We start from the raw sequence: 25,722 nt of genomic DNA on the forward strand, positions 1-25,722 counted from the left end.
ATGTAACCTGTAAGAAAGATACAGGCTACTGTAATTTTTTATTCAGTTATTATTGAAAATCTTACAAAGCCGAGGTCTAGTTTTCTGATTCCTGGAAGTAATAAGCGGTGTTCTGATGAAACATCACAAATACACTGTTTTTTGGCAGGATTTCTAATCTGCTTTTGTTATTAAAGAAATTTTCAATCTGCACTTTCTTTTCCAGTACAATTTTACCTGTGATATCGAATACTTTCACTGTTACTTTATTATCGATAGCAGTAATATCACTTGCCAGGGCAATAATGGGTTCTTCTTCTACTATGTTTTGCACAAGAGAAGCATTGCTTTCACGGCCTTTTTTCTTTTTGCCCTTGTCCATTTTTCCATTGTCGGCAGCCGCGTTTGTGTAGACAGATAAGCTTAAAATTGCGATTACTAAAATTGAGAGAAGTTTTTTCATAAACTGGATGATAAGTAGTATTTTATTGTACTTTTTTTATTTTTGTTTTTGTTGTTAAAATTCTGTTTGATTTATTGATAAGGCAAAAATACTTGGATGTATTGATTAATTATTTGATTTTTGCCTCATATTCATACATCTGTCAGCAATAATGGATTTCTTTCTTAAATCAAAATAAAATCTATGGTTGGATAACTATTGTATTTTTATTGGATTGTGTAAATGTATATTATTCCTTATAAACACAAAAGCCCTTTATTAAAAGGGCTTTTGTGTTTATAAGGAATAATTAGCTGTATGAGAGGCTAAGCCATATTATATTTGAAATTTATTACATAATTCATCCAAGTATAGAATGGTGTACATCAAACAGAGATAAAAACAGACAATAATTTGGATATAAGGTTGAAATGAACTATGAAAGATTTTCTTCTCAATACCTTTTGCCCTTTTATATATGTAAATGAGAAAAATTCAATTTTAGCTATACCAATACGCCATAAATAGCCTGCCGTTGCTGCTTCACCGTTTCATCTGACAAATACTCGTCATAGGTCATCAGTTTATCCATAAAGCCATTCGGAGTCAGTTCAATAATGCGGTTAGCCACCGTTTGTACAAATTGATGGTCATGTGACGTAAACAGCACAGTACCTTTAAAATCTTTTAATCCATTGTTCAAAGCTGTAATAGATTCAAGATCCAGGTGATTGGTAGGTTCATCGAGTATCAACACATTGGCAGATTGCAGCATCATCCTGGAGAGCATACAGCGCACTTTTTCTCCTCCCGATAATACACTCGCCTTTTTTAATGATTCCTCCCCGGAAAACAGCATCCGGCCCAGGAATCCTCGAATGAAGCTTTCATCTTTTTCTACTGAATATTGCCTGAGCCAGTCTACCAGATTCAGATCTACATTAAAGAATTTGGCATTATCAGCCGGGAAATAAGCCTGCGAGGTAGTTACGCCCCATCTGAAATTACCGGTGTCTGGTTTTTTCTCTCCCGTCAACACATCAAAAAAGTAAGAAATGGCCAGACTGTCTTTGCTCAGAAAAGCAATTTTATCCCCTTTATTTACAGTAAAGCTTACTTTTTTAAATACATAGCTGCCATCCAAGGATTTAGAGAGATTTTCTATCGTAAGCAGCTGGTCGCCAGCCTCCCGTTCCTGCTTAAACATAATCGCCGGATACTTTCTGGAAGAAGGTTTTATATCTTCTAAAGTTAATTTCTCCAGTAATTTCTGACGGGAGGTAGCCTGTTTGGATTTAGAAGCATTGGCAGAGAAACGCTGAATAAATTCCTGTAATTCTTTGCGCTTATCTTCCGTCTTTTTGTTGGCGTCCTGCTTTTGTTTGAGTGCCAGCTGGCTGGATTCATACCAGAAAGAATAGTTGCCGGCATAGAGTTGAATCTTTCCGAAATCCAGATCTGCGATATGGGTACACACCTGGTCCAGAAAGTGCCTGTCGTGCGATACTACAATTACGGTGTTTTTGAAATCGGCCAGAAAGTTTTCCAGCCACATAATAGATTCTACATCCAGGTTATTGGTAGGCTCATCGAGTAGTAATATATCCGGGTTGCCAAACAGGGCTTGTGCCAGCAGAATACGTACTTTATCATTGGCACTAATATCTTTCATTAACGAATAATGCAGGTCTTCTTTTACGCCCAGGCCACTTAGCAATTCGGCCGCTTCAAATTCGGCATTCCAGCCTTCCAGATCTGCAAATTCACTTTCCAGTTCAGAAGCCCTATGCCCATCTGCTTCCGAAAAGTCAGGTTTGGCGTATATGGCATCTTTTTCCAGCATAATGTCGTATAGGCGCTTGTGCCCCATAATTACGGTTTGCAAGGCTGTAAATTCATCAAAGGCCGACTGGTTCTGCCGTAACACAGCCATACGTTCGCCGGGAGTAATATTCACCGAACCAGATTGTGGGTCTATTTCTCCGGAAAGAATTTTTAGGAACGTAGATTTTCCGGCTCCATTGGCACCAATGAGCCCATAACAGTTGCCGGGCGTAAATTTTATATTAACATCTTCAAACAGAATACGTTTTCCGTAACGAAGGGTGATATTTGAGGTACTGATCATAAAAATAAAAGCCCTTCCAGGGCAGTAGTCTATTGAATAAAAACAAAGCAAAATTACGAAATAAATTGCAATTTTACAGACTGTTACAGGTATTAGAAGGGAAATTTAATATTACTCATTCTGATATTCCTGAATGCTGAAACATCATTGACCAGACCTCAACACATGAACCAAGGACCTAAAAAGCTAGTATTTGTTATTAATCCTATTTCCGGCGGTCTGGATAAAGACAATGCCGAAGCACACATTAAAGGTTTTTGTATGCATCATAAAATTGATGCACATATTTACCGCACCACTGGCGACGAAGATGAAGCTCATATTTTGGATATTTGCCAAAAACAAAAACCTGAGGCTGTGGTTGCAGTGGGTGGAGATGGCACCGTAAATCTGGTAGGCACTATGCTGATCGGAAGAAACCTGCCGATGGGAATTATTCCGCTGGGTTCGGGCAACGGGTTATCTAAAGATTTAAAAATCCCCCAGGATTTTGACGAGGCCTTGCAAGTAGTAGGGAAATTCAAGGTAAAAACCATTGATACGCTTAAGATTAACAATATTCCTTCCCTTCATCTGAGCGATGTGGGTTTTAATGCCCTCATTGTAAAACGTTTTTCAGAAGGCGACAGGAGAGGACCAGGGGCTTATGCCTGGAACTTGATGAAAGAATATGTGGGGTATCAGCCAAAAGAATATAAAATTGTAACAGACAAAGAAACCTACGAGGGCAAGGCTTTTATGGTGACCATTGCCAATGCCAATATGTTCGGAAGCAATGCCACCATTAATCCGGATGGCGAAGTAGATGATGGTATCTTTGAAATTTGTATCCTGACAGAATTTCCCAAAACAGCCGGTATCAATATCCTCTATCAGATGTACCGTACCGACATTAATGAATCGTTGTATAGCAACATTTTTAAGTGCAAATACGCTACGATTTATAATATTGAAAAAGAACTGGTACAGATTGATGGCGAACCTGTGGAACCTGAAGAAAAGCTGGATGTGCGGATTTTGCCGCACAGTTTACAGGTAATCCTGCCCTGAAATGGGAAGTAAACCAATGTTATTAAAAACCGGGCAGAATTTTAACTCTACGGTTCAATCAAACCCTCTATAATGTTTTTGGGTTTCTTTTTGTAATGTTGAGAAAACATTTTTAAGTTTAATGGGTTATTTAAGTATAAAATAACCTAGATCCATATTGTTATAGACAGAAGAATTACGTTTTGTACAAAACCAAGCCACTTGTTTCTGAAACTGAACTTATTGCCCTGCTGAAAAGCCGGGACAAGAGAGGATTTGATTTATTGTATGACAACTATTCTAAAGCTTTGTACGGTATTGTGCTGAAGATTGTAAAGACTGAAGAAGTGGCTGAAGACGTATTACAAGATGCTTTTGTTAAAATATGGAAGAATGTCTCCTCCTACGATTCATCTAAAGGCACTCTATTTACCTGGATACTCAATGTAGCCCGCAATACGGCCATCGACCGTATCCGCTCCCAGGAATATAAAAATACCGCTAAAATCCAGCCGATAGATATTAACGTAGGTATGGTAGACAAGCAATCTACAACGGAGACTCAGATTGAGCATATCGGACTGGATAAAGTAGTTTCCAGGCTCAAACCCGAACATCAAACCATTATTGATTACATATATTTTAAAGGTTTTACCCAGACAGAAGTGGCGGAGGCATTGAATATTCCTCTGGGCACTGTAAAAACCAGGGTCAAATCGGCGATTAATCATTTACGAGAATTATTTACATAAATTGGATATACAAGCATACATAGCCTCTGGTATTTTGGAAAGTTACGTTCTGGGTATCGTCTCTGCTGAAGAGAGTGCCGAGATTGAAGCGCTTGCACACCAGTATCCTCAGATTAAAGCAGAAATAGAAGCAATCCGGGCATCTTTAGAGGCCTATATTATGCAGCATGAAGAAATGCCGCCTGCAGCATTGAAAAAGAAAATATGGCATAAATTAGAAGAGTTAGAAGAAGATAAAGCTAATATAATACCTGCTTCTGTAATAACTCAGCCTGTTACCGGGCGGACTGCTGAAGTAAAACCGCTGGGTGGATGGAAAAGATATCTGGTAGCGGCCTCTCTGGCTGGATTGATTATAAGTGTAGGTGCCAATATATTTTTGTATGGACAACTGCAAAATACCAGACAACAACTTACTGAAGCTAATACCGCTAATTCGAGGCTGGCACAAGAATTAGAAGTAAATAAGGCAAATTACAGCAGAGCTACTGATGAACTGGCTATATTTAGCGATCCGGATAATAAAGTTGTCTACCTGAAAGGCCTGAAACCGGCACCAGATGCTACAGTGGTGGTATACTGGAATTCCCAGCAAAAGCAAGTGCATCTGGCCGTACATAACCTGCCGGCTCATGCCGCTGATAAACAATACCAGTTGTGGGCGATTGTAGGCGGCAAACCGGTAGATGCTGGTATGCTGGATATGAATAATCCTCAGCAGAGTTTACAAAAAATGAAAGAGATCGAAAAGGCAGAGGCCTTTGCTATTACTCTGGAAAAAAAAGGTGGAAATCCTACTCCACAGGGAGATATGTATGTGCTAGGTGAAGTTTAACAGAGAGTTATATGTTGAAATTCTGACCAGTTCCTAAATATTAGTTTAAAACTCCTGCTAAAACTTTCTCAATCTTTTACTCTTTATCTTGTAAATGGCTATACGCCCGTATAGATCAATATTTCTGCTTTAACAGTATATTCTCTCAACCCAAATTGTTTATTCCCGTTTGAGCTGATGGCATGAGTCAAACGATTTTTTGCTGGTCGACAGTCAGTCAGGCAGGTGAATAAATTTTTGTAAGTGTATATCTCTGAATATTTTCATGCATAAATTCATTTTTTTTGGATTATAAGATGTTTATATACAAATAGTTATCTCTTAATTTTTTAACAGATGCAGATAATCATGAGTGAAAATTTACGAGAACGAATAAGTGTATTTTTCTTTATATCCTGTAGCTTATTGTTACTGAGTATTTCTCTTCCCTGTATTGCCCAGCAAACGGTTTTTAATGTGCCTTTAACTGATATTGTTGATAGAAATACTCTCTTTTTTCAGGAGCAAATCGGCATCACGGATAAAGTGCAATCCACCACTACATTTACGTATGGACTGGGATCAAATTGGCAGGTAGGCTTGAATCTGGCGAATGTCACGTTACAGCACCATGCCGGGAGCAGGCAATTATTAGAATTACACAGTGATCATCCGGAGGAAAACCCTTGTTTGCTGCTGAATCTCCAGAAAAGTGTACATATAACAGATAAATTTGATGTGAGTGTTGGTACACAATCTGGGGTAGGGTATATAAATAAACTTTCGCACCTGAAACCGGCTAATTTCTCATATCTCATGAATCAACTTACATTCGGGAAAGATATAATTATTAATGCCGGAGGATATCATAGCACAAAGGCATTTGCCGGTGAAGGAACAAACTTAGGCTTTATGACTGCTTTGCAATTACCGCTGATCCCAGATAAATTAAATTTTCAGGCAGAATATATTTCGGGTACAAATCAATATAGTAATTGTACGCTTGGATTTGCCATTCAGTTAAAAAATGACTGGCAACTGCAGACTGGCGCACAAATCCCTTTACCTGGCTCTGATAATATATTTGGCATAACCCTTCAAATAAGCAGCCAGTGAGAAGAATATTTCAAAAACATAATTGGGAGGTAGGCAGAAAAACAATTGCTGATTTCATTGATTTTAATAATTAGTTTATGAGAGGGTGATATATAAAATACCACCAATTAAAAGCAGGATCATTAGGAGGAAAGCCCATAAATCTGCCGGAAAATAGTTGCTGTATTTGGTATAAATATCTCTGATTCTCTTTTTCATCCGCTTCTTAGTGTACATCAAGATACATTCAAAAATGATTGGCCCCAACACTTATAACACCAGCTGGGCGTATAGCCAGGCAAGCATCTCCCTGGCATCTGAACATAAGCCAGTGTGGACTGGGGAAGTTTGTATAACTGTACTTCTGGCAGCCGTAAGCCAGCGGAATCTGGCGGCTATTGGCAATTGACCTATAGTTCCCCCTTCCTGGCGGCCTTTACAGATGCGCTCAAAAGCCCGGAGGCGGTCATATATTTCAGTTCTATCTAACTCACAGCTAAATGCTTGTAGCCGGTATTCAGCAAGTTCAAATATGGTCTGTAGAAAACCTTGTGCCGGACAATACAGAATTACACCTACATTGAGGAATTCTTCCCGTTCCACGCGGGGTACTATCCGGATAACGGCATACTCAAATAAGTGCTTTTCTGGCATGTTGCGCTTCTTTAACAAAAACTTCTGAAGCAGCTATTCTTGCTTCTAAAAATTGGGTATATATCTGCCGCTGTTCACCGACTGTTTCTACCGATGGTTCTATTGCTAGCCATTCATCCGGAACCAAAGCCACAATGGAACGAATGCGTTCGGGAGTGAGAATCTGGCGGGCAATTGTGTCTACTTCTTCTAATGCAGATGCATAGGGTAATAATACATGCTCTTTTATTTGTACAAAGGGACGCTGGCTTTGCTCTTGCCAGTTCTGGCTGGAGTGATGGAAATATAGTGAAGCCCCATGGTCAATCAGCCATAACTCTTTGTGCCACATGAGCATATTGGTATTACGGGCGGTCCGGTCTACGTTGGTTACCAGGCAATCCAGCCAGACAATCTGGGAGGCAAGCGTTGCATCTATTGTAGTTACTAAGGGATCGAAAGTGATAGCACCGGAAAGAAAATGTAGCCCCAGATTGAGTCCGCCACTGGCTTTGAGTAGATCTTGTATTTCTTCATCAGGTTCGGTACGGCTCAAGATAGGATCGAGGTAGGCAAACACAATCTCAGGTATTCGTAAGCCTAATGCTCTGGCAATTTCTCCAGCAATCAGTTCAGCAATGAGGGCTTTAACCCCTTGTCCGGCACCCCTGAATTTGAGCGCATATAAAAATCCGTCGTTGGCTTCTACAATGGCTGGAAGAGAACCTCCTTCCCGTAAAGGCGTTACATAGCGGATTACCTGAACTGTCCGGAGCGGTTCTGTCATGCCAGATATAACTTACACCCTTTTATTTTGATTTAACTTTTTTACAAGCTCCATCATCGTACTTATTTTCTCAGCAATGGCCTGGAAATCTTTTTTGGCCAGTAATTCTTTTGGGAATAAAGACGAACCAATGCCTACCGCCAGCACACCGGCTTTAAACCAGGTTGTCAGGTTTTGTTCTTCTGGTTCTACGCCTCCGGTTACAATTACATGTGTCCATGGCATGGGTCCTTGCAGGGATTTTACAAACTCAGGACCTACTACATTTCCCGGAAATACTTTTACCAGTTCTGCTCCCAATTCTTCGGCGTGTGAGATTTCATTCATGGTAGCACAGCCAGGTACCCAGGCAATTTTCCGGCGGTTACACACGATGGCTACATCTTCTTTAATTACCGGTGCTACAATAAAACTGGCTCCGGACTGAATGTATAGTGAGGCGGTTCCTGCATCAAACACAGTACCTGCCCCAAGCATCATATCCGGATAACGTGAGGAAGTAAACCGGCTTAGCTCAGCAAAAATTTCATGGGCAAAATCACCACGGTTGGTAAATTCAAATACCCGGATGCCTCCCAGGTAGCTGGCTTCTATAATGCCTTTGCAGGTTTCTAAATCATCATGGAAGAATACCGGCACTACACCTGTTTCTGCAATTTTCTGTACGACTTGTATTCTTGTAAACCGTGCCATAAAATATTAAATGGTTTGATGGTTAATTATTATGTCCCTGTTGAAATAGGTGGCATACTTCCTATTTCTTATTATATTTTCCAAAGCAGCATTCGCTTACGCCCCATAAACGCTTCTGTAATACTATCCTGTACTCTTCAACGGTTTCTCTTATTTCAACACTTATAATCTGAAAATCGTTTTTTAAGGCAAATAATAACATAGCTTTGTGGCGGTTACGTGTTTTAAACCTGATACTTGTAAAACCATTTTCTCTGGCCCATGTTTCCTGCTTTTGTGCGAGTTGTTTACCTACCTGTTGTTGCCTGTATTCTGGCAATACACCTCCCATCCAGCTGTAAAACGAACCGTCTCCTTCTTTATCATACCCGACTTTAAATCCTACCGGCTTACTCTGAGCATAGGCGATCAGAATTAAATGCTTCTTTCCTTGCAGTCTTTTCTCATATTCCTCTGCCTAGTGTGGATTGGTGAATTCAGGTATTTGTAAAGAGATCTTTACAGCATCTTCAATACTTCCGGTTCTGATTTCAATAGGCATATTACCGTACCAGCCTGCCTGAACTATCTCCTTGCATGACAGGTTCTACTTCATCCGCAGAAATCAAGTTGGCATCTCCTTCCACCGAGTGTTTCAAAGCGGAGGCGGCTACGGCAAAATCCAGGGCTTTCTGGTCATTTTTATAGGTAAATAAACCATAGATCAAACCAGCCATAAATGCATCCCCACCCCCAATCCGGTCTACAATAGGCGTGATCTGGTGAACAGGCGTTTTAAGCATTTCTTCTCCATTCCACATTACTCCAGTTAAGGAATTATGCGAGGCACTGAAGGATTCCCGTTTGGTATTCACGATTTTTTTGATCCTGGGAAACTGCTTTTGCAATTGCTTGCAAACCGATGTAAACCCACTGCCATCTTCCCGCCTGGGTTCAATGCCAAACATATCTGCCGCATCGCCTTTGCTGCACACGATCAGGTCGCAGCCTTCTACCAGTTCAGGCATTACTTCACGGGCAGTTTTTCCATATTGCCACAGGTTTTTCCGGTAATTGGTATCCGCAGAAACTGGTATGCCTAATTTATTTGCCGTTTGAATAGCGTCCAGGCAGCTTTTGGCCGCTCCATCTGAAATAGCTGGCGTAATGCCAGTCCAGTGGAACCATCCGGCATCTTTGAGTATTTCTTCCCAGTTGAGCATTCCTGGTTGTAATCCGGCAAAGGCGGAATTAGCGCGGTCATAAATTACTTTGCTGGGCCTGCTAATGGCACCAGTTTCCAGAAAGTAGATACCCAGCCGTTCGCCTCCATAGAGAATGTGCCCGGTTTGTACACCATACCTGCGCAAGAGGCCAGAGGCTGCTTTTCCCAGGTCATTGTCCGGAAATCTGGTGACATGTTCAGAAGGAATCCCGAACTGGGCCAGAGAAATGGCTACATTGGCTTCTCCTCCGCCATAGGTTGCATTAAACTGGTCAGCCTGGATGAATCTGGCATATCCGGGCGTAGACAGCCGGAGCATGATTTCGCCAAAGGTTACTACTTTTTTCAATCTTTATACAATTAAAATTTAATATTGCGGTAAATGTCGGTGAGGGGAATGCTTACTTCTTCCCGGAGTAAGATAAGTTGTTCGGATGGATTAGAAAACAGTGTTTTCTGCCATTGCCTGGCGGTTTCTTTCCGGAAATATTCCACCTGCATACTTTCGCTGTACACCAGTACATATTCCTCCAGGGTAAGAATGCTCTGATAGGCCGTGAATTTGTCAACCCTATCGTAGGCTTCGGTGCCGGGGGAAAGAATTTCTATGATCAGGCAGGGATTCAGCAAATTGTCAAATACCTCATCTTTGAGCAAAGGCTCTCCCCGAATTACACTGATATCCGGGTAAAAATAGCTGCCATTTACCGGATTATGTACCCGCATATCGCTTGAGTATAAATGGTAGTTTTTGTCTTGATTTTTTATTCCTATTGCCAGGAAAAAATTTGTAAATATGGTATTATGATTCAGGCTTGCTCCACCCATTGTAATGATTTTTCCATGTAAAAATTCATGTTTATCTGCTTTCGGCAGGCTGCGTTCAAACTCCAGATACTCTTCCTGGGAATAAAAATGAATGATGCTTTTGCTTGCTTCTGCAGGGGTTTCCATCAACATTGCCATAGCTTTATTCTATATCAAATCCAAAATAATTCCTCGCATTGTGGTAACAGATATTTTCCGCCATTTGTCCGAGCCATTCCATTTCGGCCGGAAGTTCTCCATTCTCCACATCATTGCCAATTAAATTACACAAAATCCGGCGGAAATATTCATGCCTGGGATACGAAAGAAAGCTTCTCGAATCGGTGATCATGCCCACAAACCGGCTCAGCAAACCCATGTTCGATAGCGTATTCATTTGCCTGGTCATCCCATCTTTCTGGTCTAAAAACCACCATCCGGAACCAAACTGCATTTTTCCAGGTACAGAGCCATCATTGAAGTTCCCGATCATGGTAGCTATGAGTTCGTTGTCTCTGGGGTTAAGATTGTAAATAATGGTTTTAGTCAGTTGGTTACTGGTATCCAGTCTATCGAAAAAACTCGACATCGGCCTGCCGGCTTCAAAATCACCAATGGAATCCCAGCCAGTATCCGGGCCTAAAGTACGCATCATGCGGCTGTTATTATTCCGCAGGGCACCATAGTGAAATTGCTGTGTCCAGCCTTTTTCATGATCCAAGCGGGCAAATTCCAGCAACATCGCTGATTTAAATTTGAGTATTTCCTCTCCATTCAATGCTTTTCCACTCCGTACTTTAGAGAAAATAGCTTTAGTTTCAGTTTCTGTAGATTCAGCTGCATAAAAGGTTTCTATACCATGGTCAGAAAGCTTACAGCCCTGGCTGGCAAAAAAATCATGTCTCTGCCGGATGGCAGCCAGATATGTATCAAAATCTCTGATGTCAGTATTGGTAATTGCCGAAAGTTTATCTATCCAGACGTTGAAAGCTTCCGGATTTTCAGGAGCCATGCCTTTATCTGGCCGGAAGGTAGGGAAGACTTTGATCTCAAATCCATCCGTTGCTAGTTGCTTGTGAAATTCCAGAGAATCGGTTGGATCATCAGTGGTACAGATTACTTTCACCTTCATTTTCCGAAGGATTTCTTTTACGCTGAATTCCGGTGTTTGCAGCAAACTGGTACATTCCTCATAAATTTCTCTGGCCGTATGTACATTTAATAGCTGAGTAATGCCAAATGGATTTTTGAGTTCCATATGTGTCCAGTGGTACAAGGGATTACGCATGGTATAAGGAACGGTTTCTGCCCACTTTTCGAATTTAGCATAATCGAAAGCTTCACCGGTGCAATATTTCTCTTCTATCCCATTGGTCCGCATGGCCCGCCATTTATAATGATCGCCGTAGAGCCATATTTTAGTCAGGTTCTCAAACTGTTTGTTTTCGGCAATTTCTTGTGGGGGAAGGTGGCAGTGGTAATCAATAATAGGCATGTGAGCCACATGTTCGTGGTAGAGTGTGCGGGCGGTCTGGGTTTCCAGTAAAAAATCTTCCGATAAAAATGGCTTCATAAAGTGCCAGTATTAAGTAGTGAGTACTAAGTATTGAAGATATATTTCTGAATATCGGTATTTTGTATAGTTGATAATACCTAATACTCATTGAATTTATACCATACTTCTTGAACCAAAATTTATTGGACTAACGTATTGCCTGGATTTTTTCTTTATACTAGTCCCCTGCTAATCCAAAAATTCTAAAAATTCGGGTTCCTGACTAATTTATTGAACGTTCGATTCCTAGTTCTAAACCCCGTAATTCGGCCAGTCCTCTCAGGCGGCCAATGGCAGAATACCCAGGATTTGTTTTTTTATGCAGATCATCCAGCATCTGGTGTCCGTGATCGGGCCGGAAAGGAATTCTGAAATCAGAGCGGTTTTGTGTTTTTCGCTTCCGTTCTTCCAGTGTTAAAGCTTTTATTACCCCATACATATCTACATCACCAGCCAGATGATCCGCTTCATAGAAAGTGTCTGGTTGCTGAGGGTCCCGCTGGGTACTGCGTAAATGCACAAAATTAATCTTATGCCCAAGCCGTTCCACCATTCCCACCAGATCATTATCGGCCCGTACACCGAAAGAGCCAGTACACATGGTAAATCCATTAGATGGAGATTCGGCAGCCTGTAACAATTGAATCACATCACTTTCTGTACTTACTACCCTGGGCAAGCCCAGAATTGGTCTGGGCGGATCATCGGGATGAATAGCCATCCGGACACCCACTTCCTCGGCTACCGGAATAATCTCTTTCAGAAAAAAATACAGGTTTTCCCGTAGCACCTTGTCGTCAATTTCCTTATAGGTATCCAGCACTTTTTGAAATTCTTCCAGGGTAAAACTCTCCTCCGAACCAGGTAATCCGGCAATAATGTTACGCTGCAACTGTAGGCGGTCACTGTCAGTTAATTTGTTGAAATATTGCTTCGCTGACTCGATTTGCTTGCTGGAGTAGGCAATTTCAGCCCCAGGCCGTTTCAAGATAAACAGCTCAAAGGCAGCGAAGGCAGTTGCATCAAACCGCAAGGCTTTGCTGCCATCGGGCATTTCGTAGGCTAAATCGGTGCGTGTCCAGTCGAGGACAGGCATAAAATTATAGCAGATGGTATCAATCCCGCAGGCAGCTAAGTTCCGGATGGTTTGTTTGTAATTGTCAATGTATTTCCGGCGGTTAGACTGGCCAGTTTTAATGTGTTCATGTATCGGCACACTTTCTGCCACCGACCATCGCAGCAAGGTTCTTCTCTGTCCGTTCCATTCGATCAATTGATTGCGGGCTTTAATTTCTTCTACCGGCCATACTTCTCCATTAGGTATGTGATGTAAGGCAGTTACAATGCCGGTGGCTCCTGCCTGCATAATATCTGCTAGGGAAACCGGATCATTCGGACCGAACCAGCGCCAGGTTTGCTCCATGCTCATAGTAAAAGGGGTTTGCGAAAAATAAGTAATAAATTAAGCCTTATGAGCTCTTTTCTATAACAAGCCCTAATTACATGATTTTACCAGTAAAATAAAATCCAGGAGATTAAATTTTATAATTCTTCTATATTTTAGCAATTTACCAAGGCTTTTCTGGAACCAGGATTCTGCTTATGTATAGGATTCTCAGGTTTTCTTTTTAATCATGTAATCCGCTGAATTCAGGTTCCAGAAAATATTCTATTCATCCTAAAATCTGCGTAATCCAGTTTCCTGACCATGAAACAACTGAACAAAGCCATATTGCCATCTTTACAAAATTCCCGCCTTCCCTTGGTATTCCCTGAGGAAAAGATATTTCAACTCCCTGAAAAGGTATTACAATTCGGAACAGGTGTGTTGCTCCGGGGGTTGCCAGATTATTTTATAGATAAAGCCAACCGGCAGGGTATTTTTAATGGCAGGATAGTGATGGTTAAATCCACAGATTCGCCAGGTGCAGATGCATTTACCAGCCAGGGTGGCTTGTATACACAAGTGGTGAGAGGCATGGAAAAAGGCAGGCAGGTGGAAGAATATATCATCAATTCATCTATCAGCCGTACTTTTAGTGCTCAAACAGAGTGGCCGCAAATTCTCTCATACGCCCATAGTCCGGAAATGCAGGTGATTCTTTCAAATACCACAGAAGTAGGTATACAATTTACTGCCGAAGATATCAGGCAGTCACCGCCACAATCGTTTCCAGGTAAACTGACAGCTTTTTTATACGAGCGTTACCAGTTTTTTGGCGGAAGCCCGGAAAGTGGGCTGGTGATCGTACCTTGCGAACTGGTGGTAGATAATGGGAATAAACTGAAGGAAATCGTAGGCAAATTAGCTACGCTTAACCAGCTGGAAGAGGGATTTATGGAATGGATTCATGCTCATACAACTTTCTGCAATTCCCTGGTCGACCGCATTGTGCCAGGCAAACCAGAGGAGAAAGCAGCAGCGCAATTATTGCAGGAATTAGGCTACCAGGATGAATTGCTTATTATGTCTGAAGTGTACCGCTTATGGGCTATTCAGGGTGATGAACGGGTGAAAGAAGTATTATCTTTTTACAAAGCAGATCCAGGAATGATTATAGAGGCCGATATTACGCCTTACCGGGAACGAAAACTGCGCCTGCTCAACGGAACACATACCATTAGTGTCGGATTAGGGTATTTGTATGGCCTGGATACGGTAGGCGAATGTATGAACGATACGTATCTGAGCCGTTTCATCAGCCAGGTCATGCAACAGGAGATTGTGCCTGCGGTTCCGGTAGATGAAAAGAGTGCCAGAATATTTGCCGATGAAGTACTCGACCGTTTCCGCAATCCCTTTATTGTGCATCCGCTCATTAATATCACTTTGCAGTATACCTCCAAAATGAACATGCGCAATGTGCAGACGATCGTAAACTATTACCAGAAATTCAATCAGGCTCCTGCACTCATTTCTCTGGGTTTTGCCGCGTACCTATTGTTTATGAAAGCAGTAAAACAGGAAAACGGAAAGTATATTGGCGAAAGAAAGGGTGTGCCGTATCCCATTCAGGATGATAAAGCCGCTTATTTTTTTGAAGCCTGGCAACCGGTACAGAGTCAGGATGCCAGTAGTGTAAGTGAATTTGTTTCGAAAGTTCTGGCAGATATAACACTGTGGGGAACCAATCTAAATGAACTGCCAGGTTTTAGACAGGCAATTGCAGAAAAATTATTGGCTATACTAAATGAGGGTGTGAAAGAGGTGGTGCAAGAACAAATTCAATAATGCTATAACCTGATTATGCGTAAAGAACAAAGAATGGAGTTGGTTCATAAATCATTGAAAGGTTTATCAATTGGAGATGCTTTTGGGGATAGTTTCTTTGGCGAGCAGGAGGTAATCAAAGAAAAAATTGAACGCAGAGAAATTCCAGAGCTAACTAAATGGGAATTTACGGACGATACCGTGATGAGTATTGCCATCATGGAGATATTGGAGCAGTTTGGAGAGATCAATCAGGAAAAATTAGCTCAACTCTTTGCACAAAATTATCAAAAAGATATAAATCGTGGCTATGGAGGAACCGCCCACAAAATATTGAGGGAAATCGGCGAAGGAAAGCCTTGGCAACAGGCGGCAAAGGAGGTATTTGATGGACAGGGTTCAATGGGTAATGGAGCAGCTATGCGTTCAGCTCCTATAGGGGCATACTATTCTGACAACTTTAGTAAGTTGATTGATCAATCCCAGCTTGCAGCTGAAATTACCCATGCTAATCATGAAGCAAGTGTAGGAGCAATAGCAGTAGCTCTCGCAGCCAGTCTTGCGGTAAAGAGTAAAGAAACAGGTATTACACTTTCTCCAATTAAGTTTTTGGAAAATATAATTAGTTATTTAGAAGAAAGTGATACAAAATCAAAAATCAGCAAATCACTGCACATTCCTGCTAGCTACCGGATTGAAACGGTGACAGCTATTTTGGGCAATGGTACCAAATTACTGGCACAGGATACAGTTCCGTTTGCTTTGTGGTGTGCCGCTCATCATTTAACTGATTTTGAAGAGGCATTATGGACAGCAGTGACTGGTTTAGGTGACAGAGATACAATTGGAGCTATTGTTGGGAGCATCGTAATTTTATCGGCTAAAGAAGAAACTATACCCAAAGTTTGGGTGGACTCAGTGGAAGATTACCAAAAATCCATGTTCAGAAATAAAAAAATATAAATCACCAGCTTCATTAAAATGGATTACAGCCTGATATTAAAAAATATAGCCAAACATATTTCCTTAACTGAGGAAGAAGAAAGCTACTTTACTGCTCACTTGCAGCCGCTTATGATCCGGCGGAAACAGTTTTTGCTGCATAGGGGAGAAATCTGCAAGTACTCGGCTTTTGTGAATATGGGTTGTCTGCGGGGTTATACCATTGATGCGGATGGCTTTGAACATATCCTCAGCTTTGCCCCTCCCGACTGGTGGATTGCCGATATGTACAGCCTGATTTCCCAGCAACCTGGTTTACTTAATATTGATGCTATGGAAGATTCCCAGGTGTGGCTACTAAGCAAAGCCAATCAGGAGAAACTATATATAGAAGTACCTAAATTTGAGCGTTTTTTTCGCATTATTACCGAGAAATCGTTGGTGAGTTACCAGCAGCGGACTATAGATAGTCTGAGTTTGCCTGCCCAGGAACGGTATCTGAACTTTTGCAAACGCTATCCCTCCATCATTCATAGTATTCCCCAGAAATATGTGGCTTCGTATATTGGTGTAACTCCTGAGTTCCTCAGCAAAATGCGTAACGACCTACTCAAACAGGAAAGATAATTCTCTATCGGCAAAGCTATACTGGCTCGTGATACCTGATGCTTTTCGATTACTGCATACTGGTTTTGCTGTGGGTAAATAATTGAATATATTTATCTATCACCTTTACAATCAAACCTATGCAGAAAATACTATATATTCTTTGTATACTGACCTTGCTATGGCCGGATTTCACAGTGGCCCAGCAAATCGAACGCCGGGAAAAAGGAAACCTGGTTATGGAAAATATTCCGGAAATTCCCGAACGCATCTCCGAAAAGTTATTTCAATACCAGAATACCAGATCGGCATTTGTAGAAGACTGGTTACCCGGCGGCAAAGGCATTCTCATTGACACCCGTTTTGGAGAAACCAGTCAGTTGCACATAGTAGCTATGCCCGGGGGTGCCCGCCGGCAGATTACTTTTTTCAATGAACCTATTGGCAGTGCTGCCGTTTGCCCTGATCCTTCCAAAAACAGCTTTCTGTTCACCAAAGATATGGGTGGCAACGAGTTTTCGCAGATCTACCATTTTGATATAGCCACCGGCAATTATAAAATGCTTACCGATGGAAACTCACAGAATGGGGGTATGCAATGGTCGAATACAGGTGATAAGTTTGTTTTTGCCAGTACCAAACGGAATAAGAAAGACAGGGATGTATATATTACCAGTACCAATAAAGCCGCCAATGAGGCAAAAATGATCATCAGTAGTGGTGGTTCGTGGTATCCAGTGGAATGGTCGCCAGATGATTCGCAGGTACTGGCTTTGCAATATGTGTCAGCCAACGAATCCTATTTACATATTGCCAGTGTAGAAACCGGGAAAATGGTGCAGATCAACCCGGTGAAAAAGAAAATAGCCTATGACGGAGCAGTCTGGGCTAAGGATGGAAAAGGCATTTATCTGGCTTCTGATGAAGATACCGAATTCAGTACTTTGCGGTACTACAATGTACAATCTAAGACTATTACACCGCTCACCAATGATATTAGATGGGATGTAGAAGAAATGGAAATATCCGAAAAAGGCGATAAACTGGCATTTGTTACCAATGAAAATGGCATTAGTACCTTATATATCCTCAACACACTTACTAAAAAGTACCAGCCGGTTCCCAATATGCCTACCGGAATTATTGGAGGTTTGCAGTTTCATCCGGATGGCAACCAGCTGGCAATGGTCATTAATTCCGCACAATCACCGGGAGATGTGTATGTACTGGATGTAAGCAGCAGTAAACTCGAACGCTGGACATTCAGTGAAGTAGGTGGTCTGAATCCGGAAACTTTTGTAGCCCCCAGTTTAATTGAGTATGAAACTTTTGATAAAGTAGGAGGGAAGCCACGTAAAATTCCGGCTTTCTATTATAAGCCTAAAACCGGAAATGGTCCTTATCCAGTCATTATTGATATTCATGGCGGCCCGGAAGGGCAGTACCGCCCTGGTTTTTCTTCAAACTTCCAATACCTGGTGAATGAACTGGGCATAGCCGTGATTGCACCCAATGTTCGTGGGTCATCTGGCTATGGGAAAACCTATCTGGAACTAGACAATGGCTACAAACGCGAAGAATCAGTACAGGACATTGGTAAACTACTCGACTGGATTGCCGGACAAAAAGAACTGGATGCTTCCAGAATAGTAGTGCAAGGTGGTTCGTATGGTGGCTATATGGTACTGGCCTGTATGACGCACTTTAACGACCGCCTGAAAGCTGGAATTGATGTGGTAGGCATCAGCAACTTTGTCTCTTTCCTGCAAAATACGGAAGCCTACCGCCAGGATTTACGCCGGATGGAATATGGTGATGAACAGGACCCCAAAATGAAAGAGTTCCTTACTAAAATCTCACCTTTGACCAATGCCACCAAAATTACCAAACCTTTGTTTGTAATTCAAGGCCAGAACGATCCCAGGGTGCCAGCCAGTGAATCTAAACAAATGGTAGAAACTGTGCGAACCAATAAAGGAACCGTATGGTACCTGCTCGCCAAGGACGAAGGTCATGGTTTCCGCAAAAAAAGCAACCGTGATTTCCAGACCAATGCCGTCACCTTATTCCTGGAAAAATATGTGCTGGAGAAGGAGATAATCGAGTGAGCTATTAGTTGTGTTTATTTGTATTTTAGGTGCAATTGAATTATGGAAGATTATTGGACATTACTTAGAAAAAATAGAGATACCATTTCAGAAGCTACACATCGAAAAATTGCATGTTCATTTGCAAGACTTGTCTGGAATGACCTTGATGAATTAGGAAAAAAAGCAAAAATAGTAGCAGAGGAATACTCATCAGGAAACTCAACAATGGAAGATTGTGAGGAATATAAAAAACAATTGCAAAAATCCCTTCCTGGTAACGGAAAATCATCCGTATACAGTCCAATTATTTGGGCATTACAAGAATCTTCTGCTTCTTATCCAATGTGGTATTCAGCTGCCATTGCAGGAAGTAATATAATAGAATTGGAGGCTGCAACTGAAAGAGAATTATTTTCAATAGTAAAAAATTATTTAACACAGGAGATAGATGATAAGTGGTGATACCTTTTGAAGAAAAGATAGTTTTTAATTTAAATTAATAACTGCACCTAACATCGTTCAGCCGCCAATGCACATATCAAAGCTCTAAGGCTATAGTTGACAACTGAACTATATACGTTATTACAGATAATAAAATGATATACGATTGCTTCAAATTACTGCGAAATAATTTTAGGCTCAATGGTAAATTGATAATCGACCATATAAAAAGAAATCATTTTGATCCTTGGAACTTTGCTGGAGAAGATGATATATGTTCATTTTGTGGTAAACATGATGTGTTAACAAAAGAACATGTAATCCCAAAATGGTGCTTCCAAAATGATCCAGATAGATGCTTTGAAACCATAATTAATGGAACTATCCAAACTTTTATAAAAACTACAATTCCTGCTTGTGCCACTTGTAATAATGACACTTTGTCTAAAATAGAAAGGCATATAAATAATCTTCTTCAAAATACTGATTTGAATACAGATTATTATGACTATGAAGAATCGATAAATATAATCAGGTGGTTGGAAATAATTGAATACAAATTTCATGTGCTCAACTTTAGAAGAAAGTTTATAAGGAAGCAATCCGAGGATTTTATACCAATGCTTAGAGATATTCCCATGTCAGTTATGAGATTAAACATTGAAATGTCTCCATACAAAGCTTTATCTCAATTGAGGAAATCGCAAGCAAGGATTATAAGAAAAGAAAAAGACTCAAGATATTACCCATTAGTGTTTTGGAAGAGTAAGAACAAACAATCACTATTCTTCCAAAACATGGATGAATACATTTTCTTAGAGTTTCCGGAATATCAGATGGCAATGTTTTACTTCTTCAATAAAGAATTTGTAAGTAACTATGATGCTGAAAAAGAAGCTAAACAAATAATCATAAAGAATTACGCACAAAACGAATCTTCAATTGACAATGGCTAAATTAATAATAAAGCCCACCAGATGATACAAAATCTGGTGGGCTTTATTATTGACTATTGACCAATAACCTATCTGTACACTTCCTGTTTTCTGGCCATTACTTTGCTTACGCTTTCTACAATATTCTTGGCAGTCAGGCCGTATTTTACCATCAGGTCTTCCGGTACACCACTTTCGCCGAAGGTATCGTAAATGCCTACCATTTCCAGAGGAGCAGGATAATTTCTGCATAGCAACTGGGCAATACTGTCGCCTAAACCACCATTGATCTGATGTTCTTCTGCAGAAACCGCACAACCAGTTTTCTTCACCGATTGTAAAATAGCTTCCGTATCAAGCGGCTTAATGGTGTGAATATTGATAATTTCTGCATCAATGCCTTGTTCAGCCAGTATTTCGCCAGCTTTAATGGCTTCCCATACCAGGTGACCAGTAGCAAAAATACTCACATCCGCCCCCTCATTTACCATCCACGCTTTGCCGATTTCAAATTTCTGGTCAGATGCTGTAAAAATAGGCACTACCGGACGGCCAAAACGCAAGTATACCGGACCTACATAATCAGCAATGGCGATAGTAGCCGCTTTAGTCTGGTTATAGTCGCAGGGGTTAATTACCGTCATGTTGGGCAGCATTTTCATCATACCCAGGTCTTCCAGAATCTGGTGGGTAGCACCATCTTCGCCCAGTGTAATACCGGCATGAGAGGCGCAAATCTTTACATTTTTATTGGAGTAGGCAATCGACTGGCGGATCTGGTCGTAAACCCGGCCGGTAGAAAAGTTGGCAAAAGTACCGGTATAAGGAATTTTTCCGCCAATGGTCATACCAGCTGCCAGACCCATCATATTGGCTTCGGCAATGCCCACCTGGAAAAAACGTTTGGGAAACTCTTTCTGGAAATCGCCCATTTTCAGCGAGCCGATCAGGTCAGCACAAAGGCCTACTACATTCTCATTTTTCCGGCCCACTTCCAAAAATCCGGCTCCAAAGCCAGAACGGGTATCCTTCTTATCGGTATAGGTGTATTTTTTCATGAGGAAAGTCTGATTTAAAATCTTGTGAGAAACTATTTATTAAAGTACTGGAAACAGAAAATGCTAGTAATCCAGCAATTCGCCTAAAGGTAATTGGTTAAGCGCCTGTTGTAATTGTTCGTCATTAGGTGCAATACCATGCCATTTGTGGCTACCCACCATAAAATCTACGCCATAGCCCATTTCCGTCTGCATAATGATCATGGTTGGCATGCCTTTTCCGGTAAGCCCTTTGGCACGTTCCAGGGTAGCTACGGTCAGTTCCATATCATTGCCATTTTCCAGTTCGATTACCTGCCAGCCAAACGCTTTGTATTTAGCACCCAGGTCACCAATATCCATAATCAGTTTGACCGGTCCGTCAATCTGCTGGCCATTGCGATCTACGATAGCGATCAGGTTATCTACTTTATGATGGGGGCATACATAGCTGCTTCCCAGATCTGGCCTTCTTCCTGTTCTCCATCGCCCATCAGTACATAAACCAGCCGGTCGTCGCCATTGAGTTTTTTGGCTTGAGCGGCACCGATGGCCACTGATAAGCCTTGTCCTAAAGAGCCGGAAGCAATGCGGATACCTGGCAGATGTTCGGCAGTAGCCGGATGGCCTTGCAAACGGGAGTCAATCTGGCGGAAAGTCATCAGTTCTGACACATCAAAGTATCCCGAACGGGCTAGTACGCTGTACCATACCGGCGAAATATGTCCATTGGAAAGGAAGAATAAATCTTCTCCTTTTGCATTCATATTAAATTTAGGATCGTGCTTCAAAATATGAAAATACAGGGCTACAAAAAATTCAGTACAGCCCAGAGAAGCGCCCGGATGTCCGGATTTGCTGCCATGAACCATACGGATAATGTCGCGGCGGACTTGTCCGGCGATGCCCTTTAATTTATTAATGTCTGCTGTCATAGGTTTGGGTATAAAATAATATAAGTTATTAGTTTCTCTAGTTTTTAGTAACAGGTTGTTACTGCTTTATTTCAATATTTGCTCCGTATGCGCCTTAGTATCTACTTTCTCAATAATATCGGTTATGATACCTTTTTCATCAATCAAAAAAGTAGTGCGCACAATGCCCATGAAGTTTTTTCCGTACATAGATTTTTCTTTCCACACATCGTAGGCTTCTACGATTTTCTTGTCTGTATCAGCTATCAGCGTGAAATTCAGATCGTATTTCTTGATGAATTTCTGGTGAGATTTTTCGTCATCTACACTCACGCCAATTACTTCATAACCGGCTTTCTGCAAACGTTCCCGGTTGTCGCGCAAATCACAGGCCTGGGCGGTACAGCCAGGGGTGTCGTCTTTTGGATAGAAATAGAGTACTACTTTTTTGCCTTTGTAATCGGCCAGGCGGACAAGGTTGCCCTGCTGATCTTTGCCTTCAAATAAAGGGGCTGCATCACCTACGTTGAGTTTCATGTGGTTTGATTTGGAAGTTAGAAGTTAGAGGAAGGAAGTTAGATATTTGAGTGTAGAATCTGAAAACAAACCTGCTTTGGCTGGCAAGCGAGTAATTCAGCAAACATAATAGTTTGATATTCTATCCTCCAACATCCATCTTCTAGCTTCCATCCTCCGGTATTCAGCGTGCAAATTAACAAAACTCTACACCAACAAGGAACAGTCGGGCGGAAAAATCACAAATTAGTTTCAAAAATGGTATTATTGCCGGCATTATCTACTACTTCTACTACCAGTTTGCCTTTTAAAGGTTGGGTGGTATCGAGTGGGTCCGACCAGATTAGGTTTTGTTTGTAATCGTATTGCATCAGTATCCATTGTCCATTCAGGGTAGCTGAAAAGCTATAAATGCCCGACAAATTATCGCTGATTTTGCAGGTAAATTTTTGAGGCGTTTTGGTATTGAGTTTCACCAGTGGCGGCACTGTATCAGTAGCTATGGTAAAACTGCCGAGTTCCCTGGTCTTGAAACTGATCTGGTTATTTGTCCAGGTGCCTCCTCTGTAGGAAAGACTTTTGCCTTTTACATAATATATGCCAGTGCGGATTCGGTTTTCCTGCGGTACTGCCTGGCCTGGGGTAATACGAATATCAATGCTTTCGTGAAGAGGTGTAGTAAATTTTCCCACCTGGAAAATATCTTCTTTACGCCCTGCTTCCAGATATAAGGTATCGTACAAAGCGCTTGCAGGAAATGTTACCCATAAAGAATCCCGTTCATAGGCTTCCTTTCTGCCGGAAGCAATCAGCTTTTTAAAATTGTAAATTTCCGCAACACCATTTACCTGAACAGAATCCGGGAGTCCTTTCCGCATGTCCCACAAATAAATAGCTTCATTGTTCTTAAAATAAGATGGTGTGAGTGGCTGCGTTTTACTTCCGCTAAATAGAACTGCCTGATTGTCCTGGCCGGGATTTTTGGCACTGATTTTTAATGTATTTTCAAACAATACAGATTCAATGCCGGTCTGCAAAGACACAGGTTTAAGTACGGCAGGTTGGGGGGTAGGAGGAGTTCCTTTGAGTGTAAAGCTTAGTCTGGATACATTCTGGTGGGCATCCCACATGGCAATCGTTACCTGATGTGGTTTTGTGTCGTTAATCGTAATTCTTCCCCGTTGGGGGGTAGTTTTATAAATGCCCAGCCGGTTGCCATCGGCTACATAACAACGCTGAAAGCGGTTACTGGAATATTGCGAAAGTTCATAATCAATATGGGTATTGATGTGGCGGTTCAGTTCAATAGGGATTATTTCCAGCTGGTGTGAATAGATTTCTTTTCCATCCACTTTTATTTCTATGCAAGTAACCCCATTCTTGTTATGAGTGCCATCTGACATATCGAAAGCCAGCAGTTCAAACCCAACCTGACCCCATACCGGAATGGCTTGAGGTATGGTGAAACTACTAGTTCCTGATTTTTGCGGTGTAAATTCTGTTCTTCCAAAGGCATCATTCACCCTGGCTTGTACATCAAGAGTACGCACCACCAATTTACTTATAGTAGGAGGGGTATTGTCTTTTATTTCTGTAAAACCAAAATATAAGGGATTCAGCAGGTTATCCAGCGTATCTCTGATCTCAAAGTGTAAGTGAGGTCCGCCTGAACCTCCGGTATTGCCTGAATAGGCTACAATTTCCCCTTTTTTTATAGGGAACTGGTTTTTGGCAGGAACTACGTCAATCTCAAATGTTTTACCTGCATATTGCTGCTGGCGCAGATAATCTCCCAGTACTTTATTATAGGTTTTTAAATGCCCATATACCGTCATATAGCCATTCGGATGGACGATATACAGCGCATTTCCATACCCACCGGTGGTCACTTTAATGCGGGCTACATAGCCATCTGCTGCTGCATATACCGGTAATCCTTCCCGTCCGTCGGTGCGGATGTCGAGTCCGCCATGAAAGTGATTACTGCGGAGTTCGCCCATATTTCCGGTCAGAAAATTGGTCTGGCCAGGTTTAATAGGAAACATAAAATATCCTTTGGGATAGGGATTTTTCTGAGCAACAGACGGAGAATTAACCCCCAAAGCGAACCAAACGAGCAGGCAGAAACCAAACAGATTTCTTGCCTGATATATGACTATACAAGGAATACGATTCATCCAGACAGACTAAGTGATACGTGTAAAATGAAATTGAACTGGCTTGTGCGGTTTCCTGATCGACTTAATTTTCTTCCTCTCTCATCAGGGTATACATGCACAAATCAGGTCCAAATTATTCATTTTATGAACACGGTTTAATACTAATACTTTATTCGTGGGAAAATTAGTTTCTTTGAGGCGTAACTTTTTTCCGGTTTTTGCCCATTTTTATTTCACTTCAAAAGATAGAAAAGACTTATCTTCAATAAAGGCTTCCAACTTATCTCCGATTTTAACCGGACCTACTCCTTTGGGCGTACCAGTGAAAATAATATCACCTTTCTTAAGGGTGAAAAACTTCGAGAGGTACGCCACTATGTAATCAAAACTAAACAGCATCAGGCTGGTATTTCCTTGTTGCCGGTATTCCCCATTTACTTTCAGGCTGAAATTGAGGTTATGTAAGTCTTTAATCTGGTCTAAAGGAATGAACTCAGAGATAGGAGCAGAGCCATTAAATCCTTTGGCAATATCCCAGGGCAGGCCTTTATCTTTGGCTTTTTGCTGCAGATCTCTGGCCGTAAAATCTATGCCTATGCCAATTTCTTTATAATATTTGCTGGCAAACTTCTCATCAATATTTTTGCCTTCTTTATCAATTTTCAGCAGGATTTCCACCTCGTGGTGTATGTCTTTTGAAAAACCAGGATAATAGAAAGGTTCGTTATTTTTCAGAATAGCAGTATCTGGTTTTGTGAAAATAACCGGCTCGTCGGGCCGCTCGTTATTTAATTCTTTGATGTGTTCTGCGTAGTTTCTGCCGATTGCAAATATTTTCATGGGTTATGAATTTGTTTTGATGTTTTAAAGAATAATTTTATGGCGATTACCTCCTTATCAGGCTTCAGACATCCATTCAAATTGCACGTATACAGTAAGTATTTTCACTTGCA

General features: G+C 41.3%; 24 protein-coding genes and 1 pseudogene. 10 read left to right on the plus strand and 15 right to left on the minus strand.

What is annotated here, in order from left to right:
* Nucleotides 1-76: 76 nt before the first annotated feature.
* Together GXP67_RS27600 and GXP67_RS27605 are read right to left on the minus strand one after the other, a co-directional pair.
* On the minus strand, nt 77-442 hold the full coding sequence (locus GXP67_RS27600; protein ID WP_162446117.1) for a hypothetical protein: 366 nt from the start codon (nt 440-442) through the stop codon (nt 77-79).
* 484 nt (nt 443-926) lie between these two features.
* Complete coding sequence (locus tag GXP67_RS27605; protein WP_162446118.1) at nt 927-2,549, minus strand: ABC-F family ATP-binding cassette domain-containing protein; 1,623 nt, start codon at nt 2,547-2,549, stop codon at nt 927-929.
* A gap of 165 nt (nt 2,550-2,714) precedes the next feature.
* Between GXP67_RS27605 and GXP67_RS27610 the strand changes: the two genes are divergently transcribed.
* From GXP67_RS27610 to GXP67_RS27625, 4 genes are all read left to right on the plus strand, one after another.
* Nucleotides 2,715-3,599: a diacylglycerol/lipid kinase family protein gene (locus tag GXP67_RS27610; RefSeq protein ID WP_162446119.1), complete on the plus strand. Its 885-nt coding sequence runs from the start codon at nt 2,715-2,717 to the stop codon at nt 3,597-3,599.
* A 182-nt stretch (nt 3,600-3,781) separates the two neighbouring features.
* Nucleotides 3,782-4,330, plus strand: coding sequence for an RNA polymerase sigma factor (locus GXP67_RS27615; RefSeq protein ID WP_162446120.1), 549 nt, complete (start codon nt 3,782-3,784; stop codon nt 4,328-4,330).
* A 34-nt stretch (nt 4,331-4,364) separates the two neighbouring features.
* Nucleotides 4,365-5,165 carry an anti-sigma factor gene (locus GXP67_RS27620; protein WP_162446121.1) on the plus strand — a complete coding sequence of 267 codons (801 nt, stop codon included), beginning with the start codon at nt 4,365-4,367 and terminating at the stop codon, nt 5,163-5,165.
* Between the two features lie 348 nt (nt 5,166-5,513).
* Complete coding sequence (locus GXP67_RS27625) at nt 5,514-6,260, plus strand: hypothetical protein (protein ID WP_162446122.1); 747 nt, start codon at nt 5,514-5,516, stop codon at nt 6,258-6,260.
* A 249-nt stretch (nt 6,261-6,509) separates the two neighbouring features.
* Here the strand turns inward: GXP67_RS27625 and GXP67_RS27630 are convergent, their stop codons facing one another.
* From GXP67_RS27630 to uxuA, 8 genes are all read right to left on the minus strand, one after another.
* The gene (locus GXP67_RS27630; protein ID WP_162446123.1) at nt 6,510-6,893 is read right to left on the minus strand and encodes a DUF3037 domain-containing protein; all 384 of its coding nucleotides are present in this window, start codon (nt 6,891-6,893) and stop codon (nt 6,510-6,512) included.
* The gene (locus GXP67_RS27635; RefSeq protein ID WP_162446124.1) at nt 6,871-7,659 is read right to left on the minus strand and encodes a HipA family kinase; all 789 of its coding nucleotides are present in this window, start codon (nt 7,657-7,659) and stop codon (nt 6,871-6,873) included. The genes GXP67_RS27630 and GXP67_RS27635 overlap by 23 nt, the downstream gene beginning before the upstream one ends.
* A gap of 12 nt (nt 7,660-7,671) precedes the next feature.
* Nucleotides 7,672-8,352 carry a bifunctional 4-hydroxy-2-oxoglutarate aldolase/2-dehydro-3-deoxy-phosphogluconate aldolase gene (locus GXP67_RS27640; RefSeq protein ID WP_162446125.1) on the minus strand — a complete coding sequence of 227 codons (681 nt, stop codon included), beginning with the start codon at nt 8,350-8,352 and terminating at the stop codon, nt 7,672-7,674.
* Between the two features lie 61 nt (nt 8,353-8,413).
* Nucleotides 8,414-8,788: a GNAT family N-acetyltransferase gene (locus GXP67_RS27645; protein WP_317170150.1), complete on the minus strand. Its 375-nt coding sequence runs from the start codon at nt 8,786-8,788 to the stop codon at nt 8,414-8,416.
* A 106-nt stretch (nt 8,789-8,894) separates the two neighbouring features.
* On the minus strand, nt 8,895-9,905 hold the full coding sequence (locus GXP67_RS27650) for a sugar kinase (protein ID WP_162446126.1): 1,011 nt from the start codon (nt 9,903-9,905) through the stop codon (nt 8,895-8,897).
* Nucleotides 9,906-9,916: 11 nt separating this feature from the next.
* A complete protein-coding gene (locus tag GXP67_RS27655) occupies nt 9,917-10,510 on the minus strand; it encodes a Uma2 family endonuclease (protein ID WP_162446127.1) in 594 nt (197 codons plus the stop codon).
* 16 nt (nt 10,511-10,526) lie between these two features.
* A complete protein-coding gene (uxaC, locus tag GXP67_RS27660) occupies nt 10,527-11,936 on the minus strand; it encodes a glucuronate isomerase (RefSeq protein ID WP_162446128.1) in 1,410 nt (469 codons plus the stop codon).
* 205 nt (nt 11,937-12,141) lie between these two features.
* A complete protein-coding gene (gene uxuA, locus GXP67_RS27665; protein ID WP_197901572.1) occupies nt 12,142-13,347 on the minus strand; it encodes a mannonate dehydratase in 1,206 nt (401 codons plus the stop codon).
* Nucleotides 13,348-13,626: 279 nt separating this feature from the next.
* Between uxuA and GXP67_RS27670 the strand changes: the two genes are divergently transcribed.
* From GXP67_RS27670 to GXP67_RS27695, 6 genes are all read left to right on the plus strand, one after another.
* Nucleotides 13,627-15,150, plus strand: coding sequence for a tagaturonate reductase (locus GXP67_RS27670; protein WP_162446129.1), 1,524 nt, complete (start codon nt 13,627-13,629; stop codon nt 15,148-15,150).
* 15 nt (nt 15,151-15,165) lie between these two features.
* The gene (locus GXP67_RS27675; protein ID WP_162446130.1) at nt 15,166-16,092 is read left to right on the plus strand and encodes an ADP-ribosylglycohydrolase family protein; all 927 of its coding nucleotides are present in this window, start codon (nt 15,166-15,168) and stop codon (nt 16,090-16,092) included.
* A gap of 18 nt (nt 16,093-16,110) precedes the next feature.
* A complete protein-coding gene (locus tag GXP67_RS27680) occupies nt 16,111-16,698 on the plus strand; it encodes a Crp/Fnr family transcriptional regulator (protein ID WP_162446131.1) in 588 nt (195 codons plus the stop codon).
* Nucleotides 16,699-16,817: 119 nt separating this feature from the next.
* Nucleotides 16,818-18,785, plus strand: a complete 1,968-nt coding sequence (locus GXP67_RS27685; RefSeq protein ID WP_197901573.1) for a S9 family peptidase — start codon at nt 16,818-16,820, stop codon at nt 18,783-18,785.
* A 42-nt stretch (nt 18,786-18,827) separates the two neighbouring features.
* Complete coding sequence (locus GXP67_RS27690) at nt 18,828-19,229, plus strand: hypothetical protein (protein ID WP_162446132.1); 402 nt, start codon at nt 18,828-18,830, stop codon at nt 19,227-19,229.
* A gap of 188 nt (nt 19,230-19,417) precedes the next feature.
* On the plus strand, nt 19,418-20,164 hold the full coding sequence (locus GXP67_RS27695) for a hypothetical protein (protein WP_162446133.1): 747 nt from the start codon (nt 19,418-19,420) through the stop codon (nt 20,162-20,164).
* A 68-nt stretch (nt 20,165-20,232) separates the two neighbouring features.
* Here the strand turns inward: GXP67_RS27695 and GXP67_RS27700 are convergent, their stop codons facing one another.
* The 5 genes and pseudogenes from GXP67_RS27700 to GXP67_RS27720 form a co-directional block, all read right to left on the minus strand.
* The gene (locus tag GXP67_RS27700) at nt 20,233-21,201 is read right to left on the minus strand and encodes a transketolase family protein (RefSeq protein ID WP_162446134.1); all 969 of its coding nucleotides are present in this window, start codon (nt 21,199-21,201) and stop codon (nt 20,233-20,235) included.
* A gap of 63 nt (nt 21,202-21,264) precedes the next feature.
* A pseudogene (locus tag GXP67_RS27705) lies at nt 21,265-22,115 on the minus strand (transketolase).
* Nucleotides 22,116-22,181: 66 nt separating this feature from the next.
* Entirely contained in the window at nt 22,182-22,631 is a 450-nt protein-coding gene (bcp, locus tag GXP67_RS27710; protein ID WP_162446135.1) for a thioredoxin-dependent thiol peroxidase, read from the minus strand.
* Between the two features lie 218 nt (nt 22,632-22,849).
* Entirely contained in the window at nt 22,850-24,787 is a 1,938-nt protein-coding gene (locus GXP67_RS27715) for a M23 family metallopeptidase (RefSeq protein WP_162446136.1), read from the minus strand.
* 210 nt (nt 24,788-24,997) lie between these two features.
* Nucleotides 24,998-25,609 carry a fumarylacetoacetate hydrolase family protein gene (locus tag GXP67_RS27720; RefSeq protein WP_162446137.1) on the minus strand — a complete coding sequence of 204 codons (612 nt, stop codon included), beginning with the start codon at nt 25,607-25,609 and terminating at the stop codon, nt 24,998-25,000.
* Nucleotides 25,610-25,722 lie beyond the last annotated feature (113 nt).

It is taken from the genome of Rhodocytophaga rosea, from assembly GCF_010119975.1.
Classification (GTDB): domain Bacteria; phylum Bacteroidota; class Bacteroidia; order Cytophagales; family 172606-1; genus Rhodocytophaga; species Rhodocytophaga rosea.